This window comes from Nocardioides kongjuensis (assembly GCF_013409625.1).
GTDB lineage: Bacteria > Actinomycetota > Actinomycetes > Propionibacteriales > Nocardioidaceae > Nocardioides > Nocardioides kongjuensis.
In genome coordinates this window covers 4,798,341-4,813,391 of the sequence record NZ_JACCBF010000001.1, presented here as the reverse complement: position 1 = coordinate 4,813,391, position 15,051 = coordinate 4,798,341, and the positions used below count along the sequence as shown (strand labels likewise).

General features: G+C 70.0%; 12 protein-coding genes. 3 read left to right on the top strand and 9 right to left on the bottom strand.

Annotated elements, in window-relative coordinates; all coding sequences use genetic code 11:
- Positions 1-3: 3 nt before the first annotated feature.
- The 4 genes from BJ958_RS23110 to BJ958_RS23095 form a co-directional block, all read right to left on the bottom strand.
- Positions 4-1,002: a sulfate/molybdate ABC transporter ATP-binding protein gene (locus BJ958_RS23110; RefSeq protein WP_179729165.1), complete on the bottom strand. Its 999-nt coding sequence runs from the start codon at positions 1,000-1,002 to the stop codon at positions 4-6.
- Complete coding sequence (locus BJ958_RS23105; RefSeq protein ID WP_179729164.1) at positions 999-1,847, bottom strand: sulfate ABC transporter permease subunit; 849 nt, start codon at positions 1,845-1,847, stop codon at positions 999-1,001. Before BJ958_RS23105 ends, BJ958_RS23110 begins: the two co-directional genes overlap by 4 nt.
- On the bottom strand, positions 1,840-2,601 hold the full coding sequence (cysT, locus tag BJ958_RS23100) for a sulfate ABC transporter permease subunit CysT (RefSeq protein WP_343052772.1): 762 nt from the start codon (positions 2,599-2,601) through the stop codon (positions 1,840-1,842). Before cysT ends, BJ958_RS23105 begins: the two co-directional genes overlap by 8 nt.
- Positions 2,602-2,684: 83 nt before the next feature.
- A complete protein-coding gene (locus BJ958_RS23095) occupies positions 2,685-3,719 on the bottom strand; it encodes an extracellular solute-binding protein (protein ID WP_179729162.1) in 1,035 nt (344 codons plus the stop codon).
- Between the two features lie 365 nt (positions 3,720-4,084).
- On the opposite strand from BJ958_RS23095, the gene BJ958_RS23090 reads away from it, so the two are divergent.
- Both BJ958_RS23090 and BJ958_RS23085 read left to right on the top strand, forming a co-directional pair.
- Complete coding sequence (locus BJ958_RS23090) at positions 4,085-6,064, top strand: 2-oxoacid:acceptor oxidoreductase subunit alpha (protein WP_179729161.1); 1,980 nt, start codon at positions 4,085-4,087, stop codon at positions 6,062-6,064.
- Between the two features lie 17 nt (positions 6,065-6,081).
- The gene (locus BJ958_RS23085; RefSeq protein ID WP_246319852.1) at positions 6,082-7,164 is read left to right on the top strand and encodes a 2-oxoacid:ferredoxin oxidoreductase subunit beta; all 1,083 of its coding nucleotides are present in this window, start codon (positions 6,082-6,084) and stop codon (positions 7,162-7,164) included.
- 79 nt (positions 7,165-7,243) lie between these two features.
- On the opposite strand, the gene BJ958_RS23080 is transcribed toward BJ958_RS23085, so the two are convergent.
- The gene (locus tag BJ958_RS23080) at positions 7,244-7,690 is read right to left on the bottom strand and encodes a peptidase associated/transthyretin-like domain-containing protein (RefSeq protein ID WP_179729159.1); all 447 of its coding nucleotides are present in this window, start codon (positions 7,688-7,690) and stop codon (positions 7,244-7,246) included.
- A 116-nt stretch (positions 7,691-7,806) separates the two neighbouring features.
- Between BJ958_RS23080 and rarD the strand changes: the two genes are divergently transcribed.
- Positions 7,807-8,715, top strand: coding sequence for an EamA family transporter RarD (gene rarD / locus BJ958_RS23075; protein ID WP_179729158.1), 909 nt, complete (start codon positions 7,807-7,809; stop codon positions 8,713-8,715).
- 241 nt (positions 8,716-8,956) lie between these two features.
- Here rarD and BJ958_RS23070 read toward each other — a convergent pair whose 3' ends face one another.
- The 4 genes from BJ958_RS23070 to nuoL are packed head-to-tail and all read right to left on the bottom strand — an operon-like array spanning position 8,957 to position 15,046.
- Positions 8,957-9,973, bottom strand: a complete 1,017-nt coding sequence (locus BJ958_RS23070; protein ID WP_379144972.1) for a polyprenyl synthetase family protein — start codon at positions 9,971-9,973, stop codon at positions 8,957-8,959.
- A complete protein-coding gene (gene nuoN / locus BJ958_RS23065; protein ID WP_179729157.1) occupies positions 9,970-11,571 on the bottom strand; it encodes an NADH-quinone oxidoreductase subunit NuoN in 1,602 nt (533 codons plus the stop codon). The genes BJ958_RS23070 and nuoN overlap by 4 nt, the downstream gene beginning before the upstream one ends.
- Positions 11,571-13,103, bottom strand: coding sequence for an NADH-quinone oxidoreductase subunit M (locus BJ958_RS23060; RefSeq protein ID WP_179729156.1), 1,533 nt, complete (start codon positions 13,101-13,103; stop codon positions 11,571-11,573). Before BJ958_RS23060 ends, nuoN begins: the two co-directional genes overlap by 1 nt.
- Positions 13,103-15,046 (bottom strand): NADH-quinone oxidoreductase subunit L, encoded by a 1,944-nt coding sequence (nuoL, locus tag BJ958_RS23055; protein WP_179729155.1) that lies wholly within the window; start codon positions 15,044-15,046, stop codon positions 13,103-13,105. The genes BJ958_RS23060 and nuoL overlap by 1 nt, the downstream gene beginning before the upstream one ends.
- Positions 15,047-15,051: the final 5 nt, after the last annotated feature.

The window sequence follows — 15,051 nt, the reverse complement described above, 5'->3', positions numbered from 1 at the left end:
AGACTAGGCGGAGGTCACGGCCTCCCGCGGAACCCCGAGCACCGGGACCGTCGTCGCGCCGGTCGTGGGACTGAGCCAGACCCTGCTGCCGAGCTCCAGGTCGAGCGCCCGCGCGTGGGTGCGGGAGAGCACCACCAGGACCGGCTCCTCCTGCCCCTCGACGTCGACGGTGAGACGCACCTCGAAGCCGACCCGCAGCGCACGCTGGACGACGCCCGCCGCCGCACCGGGCACGCCGGGCTGCACCGCGACCTCGATGTCGTGGGGCCGCAGCACCACCGGCCCGAGCCGGGTCACCGCACCGAGGAAGCCCATCACGAAGTCATTGGCCGGCTCGTCGTAGAGCTGGTCGGGGCTGCCGATCTGCTCGATCCGGCCCTCGTTGATGACCACGATCTCGTCGGCGACCTCGAGGGCCTCCTCCTGGTCGTGGGTCACGAACACGGTCGTCACGTGCACCTCGTCGTGCAGCCGGCGCAGCCAGTCGCGCAGCTCCTTGCGGACCTTCGCGTCGAGCGCACCGAACGGCTCGTCGAGCAGCAGCACCGAGGGCTCCACCGCGAGCGCGCGGGCGAGCGCGAGGCGCTGCCGCTGGCCGCCGGACAGCTGCGAGGGCAGCCGGTGGGCGAACTGCGAGAGGTGCACGAGCTCGAGCAGCTCGGCGACCTTCGCCTTCACCTCGGCCTTGGGCCGCTTGCGGATCTCCAGGCCGAACGCGACGTTCTTCGCCACCGTCATGTGCTTGAAGACGGCGTAGTGCTGGAACACGAAGCCGACGTTGCGCTTCTGCGGCGGCAGCTTCGTGGCGTCCACGCCCTCGATGTCGACCGTGCCGGTGTCGGCGGTCTCGAGGCCGGCGATGATGCGCAGCAGGGTGGACTTGCCGCCACCGCTGGGGCCGAGCAGGGCGGTCAGCTGACCGGTCGGCAGGGAGACGTTGATGTCGTCGAGGGCGACGAAGTCGCCGTAGCGCTTGCCGACACCCCTCACTTCGATGCTCATGCGTGATCCTCCTTGCGGATCAGGGAGACGACGACGAGGGCCAGCACGGAGGCCAGCACGAGCACGAACGCGGCGGCGTACGCCGTAGGCTCCTCGTAGTTGTTGTAACGGTTCTGGATGAGGAGGGTGGTGGTCTCGCCACGGAACTCGGCGCCGGGGCTGACGATCTTCACCGCACCGAACTCGCCGAGCGAGCGGGCCATGCTGAGCACGACGCCGTACACGACCGCCCACTTGATGCTGGGCAGCGTGATCCGCCGGAAGGTCTGCCAGCCGTTGGCGCCGAGGCTGCTGGCGGCCATCTCGGCGTCGGTGCCGATCTCCTCGAGCACGGGCACGATCTCGCGGATCACCAGCGGCAGGCTGACGAAGGCGGTCGCCATGATCAGGCCGGGCGTGGTGCCGATGACGTAGAAGCCCATCGAGGCCAGCGCCTCGCCGAACCAGCCCTTGCCGGTGCTGTAGGCCAGCACCAGCGCCAGACCGACGACGACCGGCGAGACGGACATCGGCAGGTCGACGAGCACCGAGAGGATCCGCCGGCCCGGGAACTGGTAGCGCACGATGAGCAGCGAGATGCCCACCCCGAACAGGGTGTTGATCAGGACCGCCCAGAACGCGACGGTCCCGGTCAGGTTGAAGGCGTAGGTGACCGACGGGTCGCTGAGCCGGTCGAGGAAGGCGGAGAAGCCACCCTCCGCGCCCGCCTTGCTCGGGGCGAAGGTCTGCTTGCCGACCTCGTAGAGCGGCCAGATGACCAGCACGGCCAGGTAGACGATCACCAGCGTGCGCAGGAGGTACGCCACGAGCCCGCGACGGGCCCGGATCTGTCGGGTGTCAGCCACGGCGCGCCACCCTCCTGGACAAGACGTCGAGCACGACGATCGTCAGCACCGCGACGATCAGCAGGAGCACGGCCACGGCCGCCGCCCCGGCCTGGTTGTCGCCCTCGAGGAACTTGAGGATCTTCAGCGACGCGACCTCGGTCTCGTAGGGCGTGTTGCCCGAGATGAGGACCAGCGAGCCGAACTCGCTGATCGCCCGTGCGAAGCCCAGCGAGGAGCCGGCCGCGATCGCCGGCACCAGGCTCGGCAGGATCACCCGGCGAAACGTCGTGAGCCGCGAGGCGCCCAGTGACGCCGCCGCCTCCTCGACGTCGGCGTCCAGCTCGAGCAGCACCGGCTGGACCGTGCGCACGACGAAGGGCAGCGTCACGAACAGCAGCGCCAGGAAGATGCCCTGGCGGGTGTTCACGATGTTCACGCCGACCGGGCTCTCCGGGCCCCACAGGCTGAGCAGGACCAGGCCGGCGACGATCGTCGGCAGGGCGAACGGGATGTCGATGACGACGTCGAGGACCCGCTTGCCGAAGAACTGGTCACGGACCAGCACCCACGCGACGACGGTGCCGATGACGGCGTTGACGACGGTGACGCCCGCGGCCTCGACGACGGTCAGCCGCAGCGCGGCGAAGGTCTGCGCGTCGGTCAGGGTGCCCCAGAACGCGCTCCAGCCGCCGGCGGCAGCGGCCCCGACGACCGCCGCGAGCGGCAGCAGCACGAGGACGCTGAACCAGACCAGGGCCACGCCCAGCCCCACCCCCGAGGCGGGAGTGAGGCGGAACAGCCCGCTGGGCCGGCTCGTCGTGCGAGCCGGCCCAGGGGGTGCAACGAGTGTGTCCGTCACTGCTTGGTCGCTTCGGCGTACAGCTTGTCGAAGCGGAGCTTCTCGCCGTCCTTGCCGAACCACTCCGCGTTGATGGCGCTCCAGCCACCGAGGTCGGCCGCGGTGCTCAGCGAGGTCGGGGTCGGGAAGGGGTTGGCCGGGTCGTTGGCGCCCTGGACCTCGATGCCGGAGATGTCGAGGTCACCGACGGGGCGGAAGCCCTTCTCCACGAACGCGGTCTGGCCTGCGTCGCTGAGGACGAAGTCCAGCCAGTCCTTCGCGGCCGGGTCGGACTTCTTCAGCACGGCACCCGGGTTCTCGATCAGGAAGGTGTGCGGCGGGACGATGTAGTCCAGGTCCTCGCCGTTCTGCCGGGCCAGGATGGCCTCGTTCTCGTAGGTGAGCAGCACGTTGCCGACGCCCTTCTTGAAGGCCTCGGTCGCCTCGCGGCCGCTGGCCGCCCAGGTGGTGACGTTCTTGAAGACCTTCTTCAAGAAGGCGTCCGCCTGCTCCTCGGTGGCGCCGTTCTGCTTGGCGTAGGTGTAGAGCGCGAGGATGTTCCACTTCGCCGAGCCGGAGCTGGCCGGGTCGGGGGTGACGATCTTGACGTCGTCGCGGGTCAGGTCGTCCCAGTCCTTGATGCCGAGCGGGTTGCCCTTCTGGGTGGCGATCACGGCGACGGACTTGGAGACGATGCCCTTGTTGGGGCCGGCGTTCCAGTCGTCGGCCACGAGACCGGCGTCGACCAGGCGGGTCATGTCGGGCTCGAGCGAGAAGACGACGTAGTCGACGTCCTTGCCCTTGGTGTCGGCGACCTTGCGGCTCTGGTCACCCGAGGGGCCGTAGGAGCCGGAGAACTTCACGTCCTTGCCGGCGTCGGTCTTGTTGAACTCCGCCGCGGCGGCCTTGTTGCCGGCCTCCGGGACGGCGAACCCGACGATGTTGACCGTCGAGCCCTTGTCGTCGCCACTGCCACCGTCGGCGCTGGCGCAGGCGGTCAGCGCCAGAGCGCCGGTCATCGCCAGGGCCGCAGCCTTGAGAACTCGCTTCATTGCACCCATTCCTTGCTTGCTCAGGCCGGCCTCTCGGGTGGCCGGTTCCTTCAAACTAGATCGGAATAATACACATTAGAGAGTTAAGTGACTCGGTTCTAGACAAATCGACGACATGACGGAGGTCACACGCCTCCACGGGCCCCCGGGAGGCTCATCAGGCGGCACGGGGCGGGGTGCGCGGGCGTGGCGGTCTATCGTGGTGAGGAGTTTTCGAGCGCCGCGTCGCACGCAGGCCACGGGGGACGACGAAAGACATTCACCGGAAGGTGGAACGTGTTCTAGTTTGCTTCTAGAATCGACCCACCTGACGCCGTCGCCGCTTCCCCACGGCCGACGTCGATGTCGAGAGAAGTGGAGCAGGTGTGAGCCAGACCAAGCAGGTCAAGCAGCTGGACCGGGTCATCATCCGGTTCGCCGGTGACTCCGGTGACGGCATGCAGCTGACCGGTGACCGGTTCACCCAGGAGTCGGCCGTGTTCGGCAACGACCTGGTGACGCTGCCCAACTTCCCCGCCGAGATCCGTGCGCCCCAGGGCACCATCCCCGGCGTCTCGTCGTTCCAGATCCACTTCGCCGACCACGACATCCTCACCGCGGGCGACCGACCCGACGTGCTGGTGGCGATGAACCCGGCGGCCCTGAAGGCCAACCTGGGCGACCTGCCGCGCGGGGCGACGATCATCGTCGACACCCACGACTTCTCCAAGCGCAACCTCGACAAGGCCGGCTACACCTCCAACCCGCTCGACAAGCTGGGCGAGGTCGACGACATCCTGGCCGGCTTCCAGGTCCAGCCCGTCGACCTGACCGGCATCACCGTCGAGGCGGTCAAGGAGTTCGGCCTGTCCCGCAAGGACGCCGCCCGGGCCAAGAACATGTTCGCGCTGGGCCTGCTGTCGTGGATGTACGGCCGCCCGACCGAGCCGACCATCGCGTTCCTGGAGAAGAAGTTCGCCAAGGTCCCCGACATCCTCGGCGCCAACATCGCCGCCTTCAAGGCCGGCTGGAACTACGGCGAGACCACCGAGACCTTCGTCGTCCAGTACGAGATCAAGCCGGCCCGGATGCACGCCGGCACCTACCGCAACATCACCGGCAACCTGGCCCTGTCGTACGGCCTGGTCGCCGCGGGCGTGCGCTCCGAGCTGCCGGTGTTCCTCGGGTCGTACCCGATCACCCCGGCCTCCGACATCCTCCACGAGCTGAGCAAGCACAAGGCGTTCGGCGTGACCACGCTGCAGGCCGAGGACGAGATCGCCGGCATCGGCGCCGCGATCGGCGCCTCGTTCGCCGGCCAGCTCGCGATCACCACCACCTCGGGCCCCGGCATCGCGCTCAAGTCCGAGGCGATCGGCCTGGCCGTGATGACCGAGCTCCCCCTCGTCGTCGTCAACGTCCAGCGCGGCGGCCCCTCGACCGGCCTGCCGACCAAGACCGAGCAGGCAGACCTGCTGCAGGCGATGTACGGCCGCAACGGCGAGGCGCCGGTCCCGATCGTCGCGCCGCAGTCGCCCGGCGACTGCTTCGCTGCCGCGGTCGAGGCCGCCCGGATCGCGATCACCTACCGCACCCCGGTCTTCCTGCTCTCCGACGGCTACCTCGCCAACGGCTCCGAGCCGTGGGCGATCCCGTCCATCGACGAGCTGCCGAAGATCGAGCCGGGCTTCGCGACCGGGCCCAACCACACCTCCACCAACGCCAAGGGCGAGCAGGTCGAGGAGTTCTGGCCCTACGCCCGCGACCGCGACACCCTGGCCCGCCCGTGGGCCATCCCGGGCACCGCGGGCCTCGAGCACCGCATCGGCGGCCTCGAGAAGGCCGGCACCCTCCAGACCGGCCACGGCAACATCTCCTACGACCCGGCCAACCACGACCAGATGGTCCGGCTGCGCCAGGAGAAGATCCAGCGCATCGCCGACTCGCTCCCGCCGCTCGAGGTCGACGACCCGTCGGGCGAGGCCAAGGTCCTGGTGATCGGCTGGGGCTCGACGTACGGCCCGATCGGCGCCGCCTGCCGCCGGGTCCGCCGCGCCGGCTACAACGTCGCGCAGGTGCACCTGCGCCACCTCAACCCGTTCCCCAAGGACCTCGGCGAGATCCTCAAGGGCTACGACAAGGTCCTCGTCCCCGAGATGAACCTCGGCCAGCTCTCCAAGATGCTGCGCGCCGAGTACCTCGTCGACGCCCAGGGCTACAACCACGTCTACGGCCTGCCGCTCAAGGCCGCCGAGCTGGCCGAGGCCATCGGCGTGCTCGTCGGCGACGCCGAGGGTCGCGAGGTCGACCTCGGCGAGCACGGCCTCAACCTTCCCGCCGACCACGAGGAGGCTCCGAACGCATGAGCACCATCGATCTCCCCATGCCCGCCCTGGGCACCGCTCTGGTCCCCACCCTCGCCGAGGGCGAGACCCAGACGGCCAAGGACTTCTCCAGCGACCAGGAGGTCCGCTGGTGCCCCGGCTGCGGCGACTACGCCGTCCTCAAGGCCGTGCAGTCCTTCCTGCCCGACCTGGGCCTGCGCCGCGAGAACATCGTGTTCGTCTCCGGCATCGGCTGCAGCTCGCGGTTCCCCTACTACCTCGACACCTACGGCATGCACTCGATCCACGGCCGCGCGCCGTCGATCGCGACCGGCATCGCCACGGCCCGCGAGGACCTGTCGGTGTGGGTGGTCACCGGTGACGGCGACGCGCTCTCGATCGGTGGCAACCACCTGATCCACGCGCTGCGCCGCAACGTGAACATGACGATCCTGCTGTTCAACAACCGGATCTACGGCCTCACCAAGGGCCAGTACTCCCCCACCTCCGAGGTCGGCAAGGTCACCAAGTCCACCCCCGTGGGCTCGCTCGACCACCCGTTCAACCCGGTCTCGCTGGCGCTGGGCGCCGAGGCGTCCTTCGTGGCCCGGACCATCGACTCCGACCGCAAGCACCTCACCGCGGTGCTCGCTGCCGCGGCCGCGCACCGCGGCACCTCGCTGGTCGAGATCTACCAGAACTGCCCGATCTTCAACGACGGTGCCTTCGACGCGATCAAGGACCGCGACAACGCGCACGCCCTGATCCCGCTCACCCACGGCGAGCCGATCACGTTCGGCGTGCGCGACGAGGCGACCGGCCTGGGCGACAAGGCCCTGGTCCGCGGCGCCGGGGGCGGCGTCGAGGTCGCGGACACCGCGTCCGTGGCCGCCGAGGCGATCATCGTCCACGACGCGCAGGACCCGGACCCGTCCACGGCGTTCGCGATCTCGCGGCTCACCGACGCGGGCTACCTCAACCGCAGCCCGATCGGCATCTTCCGCCAGGTCGAGCGGCCGACGTACGACGACCAGGCGCGTGCCCAGGTCGCCACCGCCAGCGAGGCCGCCGCCGCCCAAGGCACGCCCGAGGAGCGGCTGACCGCCCTCATCAACGCCGGAGACACCTGGACCATCGACTGACGGTCCGCCCCGCGAACGACGAAACGCGCCGCCGAGCCCAGCTCGGCGGCGCGTTTCGTGTTGCGCAGGGCGACGGCGGTCAGTACCGCGGGGTCACCTTGAACTTGTCGACCGCCTTCGCGTACACGGCGTCGCCCTTGGCGACGACCTTGTAGCGGGTGGTCTTGCGACGCTCGGCGCGCACGTAGATCTTCTTGGTCAGGCCGTCGGCCTTGGTCTTGACCTTGGCGATCCGGACCCAGTGGCCGTTGCGCTTGACGTAGAGCGAGATCTTCACGCCCGGCGCGAGCGGGTTGGTGGCGAACTTCGCCCACAGGCGCTTGCCGTAGCAACCGGCAGCCGGGTGGGGACCACAGTCGGCGATGCCGACAGTACGCGGGGTGACACCCTTCGCGGCGACGACGGCCTTGGCCGGCTGGACCTGGATGGAATCGGCGGCCTGCGCGCTGGTCGGCGCCAGCGTCAGGCCCAGCAGGGCGGCGGTCAGTGCCGCCACCAGGACGGTGATGGTGCGAGTGAATCGCATCGGGGACTCCCCCTCGAGATCGGGTCGTTCGTGGACACGGCCTTCGTGCCCACCTGGCCAGGACCTGAAACCACCTCGCCCCATGCAAGGCAGCACCACGTCGCTAGGGTCCCAGTGTGTCGGACCAGCGCCGCGGATTCACCCTCGGGTTCCTCGCCTACCTGATGTGGGGTGCGTTTCCCCTGTACTGGCCGCTGCTCAAACCCAGCGGCGCGCTCGAGATCCTCGCCCACCGCATGGTCTGGTCCCTGGTCGTCATGGGCGTGCTCGTGGTCGCGCTGCGCCGGGCGGACGCGCTCCGGGCGGTGCTCCGCGACCGTCGTACGGCACTGCTGCTGGTCGTCGCGGCCGCCACCATCACCGCCAACTGGGGCACCTACATCTACGGCGTCAACACCGACCGCGTGGTCGAGACGTCGCTGGGCTACTTCATCAACCCCCTCGTCACCGTGCTGCTCGGCGTCCTCGTCCTCGGCGAGCGCCTGCGGCCCGTGCAGTGGACGGCGCTGGCCATCGGGTTCGCCGCGGTCGTCGTGCTCACCGTCGACTACGGCCGGCCCCCGGTCATCGCGCTCGTCCTGGCCCTCTCCTTCGGCACGTACGGGCTGGCCAAGAAGTCCGCCGGCGTCGGCGCGATCGAGAGCCTCGCCTTCGAGACCGCGGTCATCGCGCCGTTCGCCCTCGGCTACCTGGTCTGGCTCGGCAGCACCGGCCGCGCCCACTTCGCCGGCGAGGGCCCCGGCCACGTCTTCCTGCTGGTCGCCAGCGGCGTGGTCACCGCCGTCCCCCTGTTGTGCTTCGGCGGCGCGGCCACCCGGGTCTCGATGACCACCCTGGGCCTGCTGCAGTACCTCACGCCGTCCATCCAGTTCGCCCTCGGCGTCACCCTGCTCGGCGAGCAGATGCCCACCGGCCGCTGGATCGGGTTCGCGCTCGTCTGGCTGGCGCTCCTCGTCCTCACCGCCGAGGCGCTGCGCCACCACCGTCGCCAGCTCGCCCTCGCGGCGGAGTCCTGCGCGGTCTGAGCCAGGCGCGGCGGCGGACGGGGTGCACGTCGCCGCCGCGCGAGGCGTTCAAGGGGTCACTCGGAACGAGCGCTCGAGGTCCTGGTTCGTGGCCAGCGACGTCATGATGACAAAGTTAGCCCTTTTACTCGTGTTCGCCGAGCGGATGCTGCAACGGAACGGCCGACCGTGTGAGAGGTCTCGCCGATCACTGCCGGATCGGGCGACGTACGCCGGAGGGGCCGCTCATCCGGCAGCCGGCTCAGGCGGAGCGGACCGCCACGACGTCGGCGAACGCCTCGAGGGCGGTGCGGACGGAGCCCTCGGGGAGGGCCTGGAGACGCTGCTTGGCCTCCTGCGCGCGGGCGACGACGTACGCCTGCGCCTGGGCCATCGCGGGGTGCTTGCGGAGCAGGTCGAGGGCCTCGGCGTGCAGCTGGGCATCGGCGGCCAGGTCGGACCGGGACGGGTCGAGGAGCTCGAGCAGGCGGGCGTCGGCCGGGTCGGTCGAGGCCCGGGCCATGAGGACCGGCAGGGTGGGCACGCCCTCCTTGAGGTCGGTGCCGGGCGTCTTGCCGGACTCCTCGCTCTCGGAGGCGATGTCGAGGATGTCGTCGGAGAGCTGGAACGCGGTGCCGACCAACTCGCCGTACTCGGTGAGCGCGGTGACGACCTCGGGCGCGGCGCCGGAGAACAGCGCGCCGTAGCGGGCCGAGGTGGCGATCAGGGAGCCGGTCTTGCCGGCGACGACCTCGAGGTAGTGGGCCAGGGCGTCCTCGTCGGGGCCGGGCTTCACGGTCTCGAGGATCTGGCCCTCGACGAGACGGGTGAACGTCTCCGCCTGGATGCGGACGGCCTCGGGACCCAGCTGGGCGGTCAGCTCCGAGGACTTCGCGAACAGCCAGTCGCCGGTGAGGATCGCGACCAGGTTGTCGTAGCGGGCGTTGGCCGAGTCCTCGCCGCGGCGCAGCGCGGCCTCGTCCATCACGTCGTCGTGGTAGAGCGAGCCGACGTGGGTGATCTCGACGACGCAGGCCGCGGTGAGCACCTCGTCGGCGTCGGGCCGGGGACCGGCCTCGGCCGCCAGGAGCACCAGCAAGGGCCGGAACCGCTTGCCCCCGGCGGCCAGCAGGTGGCGCGCCGCCTCGGTGACGTACGGCGCCCGGCTGGACGCGTGCCCGTAGAGAGCCTCCTCGACCGTCGCCATCCGTGCCCGCAGGCGGTCGGCGAGAGCGGAGTCGTCGATCGGCAGCGCAAGCTCGGCCCCAGGTGTGTTCACCTGATGAAGTCTCCCGTACGGGTCACGAGATCGAGAACCGGGCCCGGCACCACGCCCATGACCAGGGTCGCGACCAGGCACACCGCGATCGTGGCGGAGGTCAGCAGCGAGGACCGGGTGACCACGCCGGCACCGTCCGCGCTGGGCTCGGTGAAGAACATCAGCCGGATGTGCCGCACGTAGAACGTGATCGCCAGGATGCTGCACGCGATCGCCACGAGGACCACCGGCCACGCCCCCGCGGACAGCGCCGAGGTGAACACGGCCCACTTGCCGATGAAGCCCGCGGTGAGCGGGATCCCGGCCATGGAGAGCAGGAAGAAGGCGAAGGCGCCGGCCACCAGCGGCGAGGTCCGGCCCAGGCCGGCCCAGCGCTCGTACGCCGTCGCCTCGCCGCCCGCGTCGCGGACCAGCGTGACGATCGCGAAGGCGCCGATCATGGCGAAGCCGTAGGTGGTGAGGTAGAAGAGCACGCCCTCGAGCGAGGTGTACTGCCCCTTCGCGAGCTCGCCGGCGCTCTGCACGCCCAGGACGCCGACCAGGATGAAACCGGTGTGGGCGACCGAGGAGTAGGCCAGCATCCGCTTGACGTCGTTCTGGACGATGGCCAGGACCGCGCCGAGGACCATCGAGGCGATCGCGATCACCCACAGCATCGGCTGCCAGCTCCAGCGCTCGCCGCCGAAGGCGACGTACAGCAGCCGGAGCAGCGCACCGAAGGCGGCGACCTTGGTGCCGGCGGCCATGAACGCGGTGACCGCGGTGGGCGCGCCCTGGTAGACGTCGGGGGTCCACGCCTGGAAGGGCGCGGCGCCGATCTTGAACAGCAGGCCGACGGCGAGCAGGCCGATGCCGGCCAGCAGGAGGCCGTGGTTGGCCGTGCCGGCACGGACCGCCTCGTTGATCCCGGCGAAGGAGACCGAGCCCGCGTAGCCGTAGACGAGGGCGGCGCCGTAGAGGAAGAACCCGGAGGCGAAGGCGCCGAGGAGGAAGTACTTCATCGCCGCCTCCTGGCTCAGCAGGCGGCGCCGGCGCGCGAGGCCGCAGAGCAGGTAGAGCGGCAGGGAGAGGATCTCCAGGGCGACGAACATGGTGAGCAGGTCACCGGACGCCGGGAACAGCAGCATGCCGCTCACGGCGAACAGGAGGAGCGGGTAGACCTCGGTGTGCTCCAGACCGCGGGTCGAGGCCTCCCGCTCGCCCTCGGTGCCCGGCAGCGCGGCTGCCTGGCCGGTGAAGGCGGAGACGCCACCCTCGAGCCGCTGCTCGGCGAAGAGGGCGATGCCGCCGAGGGCGAAGACGAGGAGCAGGCCCCACAGGTAGACCGTCGGGCCGTCGACGACGACGCTGCCCATCGCGCCGACCAGGCCGCGTCCCTCGGCGCCGTCGGCGCCCTTGTGCACGTCGAGGTTCGTGCCGACGAGGACGGTCGACACGAGCGCGGCGAGGACGGTGACGGCGGCGAGGCCGACCTGGGGCAGCCGGCGGGTGCCGCGTGGCAGGAAGGCCTCCAGCGCGACGCCGACGCAGGCGCCGCCGAGGACGATGAGGATCGGCAGCAGCTCGGCGTACTCGAGCTCGGGCTTCACGAACTCCATCAGTTGGCCCCCTCGCCCTCGTGGCCGGCATCAAGGTCGGCGTGGACGACGGTCGGTGCGTCGTCCTGGATCCCCATCTGGTGCATCAGGTCGCCCACCATCGGGTTGCTCACGTCGAGCAGCGGTGCGGGGTAGAACCCGAAGAACACGAGCGCGGCCACCAGCGGAGCGACGGCGGCGACCTCACGGACGCCGAGGTCCCTGGTCGTCGCCTCGACCTCCGGCGGCGTGGGACCGGTCATGGTGCGCTGGTACATCCACAGCACGTAGATCGCGGACAGGACGACCGCGGTGACGGCGATCGCGCCGACGTACCAGCCGTAGTCGAAGGCGGCGACGAACACCAGGAACTCGCTGACGAACGGCGAGAGGCCGGGAAGGCCGAGCGTGGCCAGACCGGCGACGAGCAGCAGTCCGGCCAGGACGGGCGCGACCTTCTCGACGCCGCGCATCTCGCGGATCGAGGAGGTGCCGCTGCGGTCGTAGAGGTAGCCGGCGACCAGGAAGAGCGCGGCGGTGCCCAGGCCGTGGTTGATCATGTAGAGGATCGCGCCGGTGCCGCCCTGGCTGGTCATCGTGAAGACGCCCAGCGTGATCAGACCGAAGTGGCTCAGCGAGGTGAGACCGATCAGGCGGAAGATGTCGTCCTGGCCGATCGCGATGAAGGCGCCGTAGACCACGGAGATCAGCGCGAGGGTGATCACCAGCGGGGTCGCCCACTGCGAGGCCTCGGGGAAGATGCCGAGGCAGAACCGCATCATCCCGAAGGTGCCGATCTTGTCGAGGATGCAGACGAGCAGCACGCCGGTGCCGGGCGTCGCCTTCTCGGTCGTGTCGGCCAGCCACGTGTGCAACGGGAACAGCGGGGCCTTGATCGCGAAGGCGATGAAGAAGCCGAAGAACAGCCAGCGGCCGGCCTCGGTGCCGATGTCGAGCTTCTCGAGGTCGGACAGCAGGTAGGACGGCTCACCCTGCTGGGCGGAGACGACGTAGAGGCCGATCACCGCGGCCAGCAGGATCAGGCCGCCCGCGAGCTGGAACATCAGGAACTTCAGGGCCGCGGCGCCCCGGCCCTCGCGACCGAAGCCGCCGACCAGGAAGTACGCCGGGATCAGCGTCGCCTCGAAGACGACGTAGAACAAGAACACGTCGGTCGCGCAGAACACCGCGAGCGAGAGGCCCTCGAGCGCGAGGGTCCACGCCACGAACGCGCGGGCGCCGGCCGAGCCCTCGGCGTCGGCCTTGAACCACTCCGCGCCGAGCACCAGCGGGACGAGCAGGACCGTCAGCAGGACCAGCAGCAGGCCGAGACCGTCGACGCCGAGGGCGTAGTGCACGCCGAACGCCTCGATCCACTCGTGCTCCTCCGTGAGCTGGCGGCCGCCGTCGGCGTCGTACGACGCGGCGACGACCACGCCGACGACCAGGGTCGCCAACGCGACGCCGAGACCGGCGGTCTTGCTGACCGTGCGCGGGAGAAGCGCGACGGCGACCGCACCGGCGATCGGCAGCCAGACGAGCAAGCTCAACATCAGTTCACCACCACCAGGGTCAGGACGACGAGCAGTGCGCCACCGAGGATGCCGAGGGCGTAGGACCGGACGTAGCCGTTCTGGAGCCGCCGGAGCAGCTCGCCGGTGCCGGCGAGGACCGTCGTACCGCCCGTGAAGAGGCCGTCGACGAGGGTGCGGTCACCGTCGGTGAGAGCGCGCACCGTGGCGCGACCGGGGTTGACGACCAGGCCCTCGTTGATGGCGTCGCCGTAGAGGTCCGCACGGGCGGCCCTGGTGGCGAAGGAGACGTCGGCCGGGGCGGTGCGCGGTACGTCGCGCTGGCCGACCAGGACCCAGGCCAGTGCCACTCCGGCGGCGACCACGGCGATCGTGATCAGGGTGAGCACGATCACCGGCAGCGGCGGCTCCTCGTGCTCGGCATGGCCGACGACGGGGCCGAGGAAGTCGACGATCCAGTTGCCGGCGAGCATCAGGCCACCGAGGGCGGACAGCGCGGCGAGGACCATCAGCGGGATGGTCATCACCAGCGGGCTCTCGTGCGGGTGGACGCCCTTCTCCCAGCGCTTCTCGGTGAAGAAGGTCATCAGCATCATCCGGGTCATGTAGAAGCCGGTGATGCCCGCGCCCAGCAGCGCGCAGATGCCCACGACCGGGTTCTCGGTCAGCGCGACCTCGATGATCTTGTCCTTCGACCAGAAGCCGGCGAACGGCGGGATGCCGATGATCGCGAGGAAGCCGAGGGCGAAGGTCGCGAAGGTGATGGGCAGCGCCTTCTGCAGGGCGCCGTAGTGGCGCATGTCGACGTCGTCGTCCATCGCGTGCATCACCGAGCCGGCGCCGAGGAACATGTTGGCCTTGAAGAAGCCGTGCGTCAGCAGGTGGAAGATCGCGAAGGCGTAGCCCGCGACGCCGAGGCCGGCGCCGAGCATCATGTAGCCGATCTGGCTCATCGTGGAGCCGGCCAGGCCCTTCTTGATGTCGTCCTTCGCGCACCCGATGATCGCGCCCCACAGCAGGGTCACGGTGGCCACGATGACCACCGCGGTCTGGGCGGTGGGCGCGAGCTCGAAGACGAAGTTGGACCGGGTGATCAGGTAGACGCCGGCGGTGACCATGGTTGCGGCGTGGATGAGGGCGGAGACCGGGGTGGGGCCCTCCATCGCGTCCAGGAGCCAGGCCTGGAGCGGGACCTGTGCCGACTTGCCGCATGCGCCGACGAGGAGCAGCACGCCGATCCAGTTGAGCGTGGTCTCGGTCGCACCGCCGGCCAGGGCGCTGACGCCGCTGAAGCTGGTGGTGCCGAAGGTGACGATCATCAGGAAGATCGCCAGGCCCATGCCCATGTCGCCGACCCGGTTGATGACGAACGCCTTCTTGGCCGCGGCGGCGGCCGAGGGCTTGTGCTGCCAGAACCCGATGAGGAGGTACGACGCGAGGCCGACACCCTCCCAGCCCAGGAACAGGCCCACGTAGTTCTCCGAGAGGACCAGCATGAGCATGGCCGCGACGAACAGGTTCAGGTAGGCGAAGAACCGGCGCCGGCGGGGGTCGTGGGCCATGTAGCCGATCGAGTAGACGTGGATCAGCGAGCCGACGCCGGTGATCAGCAGCAGGAAGAGCGCCGACAGCGGGTCGTAGAGCAGGTCCATGCCGATGTGCAGGCTGCCGGCGTCGATCCAGTCGTAGAGGTGCTGCGAGACCTGACGGTCCCCCTCGTCGCGACCGAGCAGGTTCACGAACAGCACGAGGCTGATCACGAACGAGGTCGCGGAGGTCGCCGTACCGAGCAGGTGGCCCCACCTGTCGGTGTAGCGGCCGCCGAGCAGCAGCACGGCGGCGCCGAGCAGCGGCAGCGCGATGATCAGCCACAGCAGCGTGAACGGCCCGTCGGCGTCGGTCGGCGAGACCACGGGGACGTGCGTCTCGCTGGCCTTGAGGGTCAGCGCGGTGAGTGCGTGCATCGTCT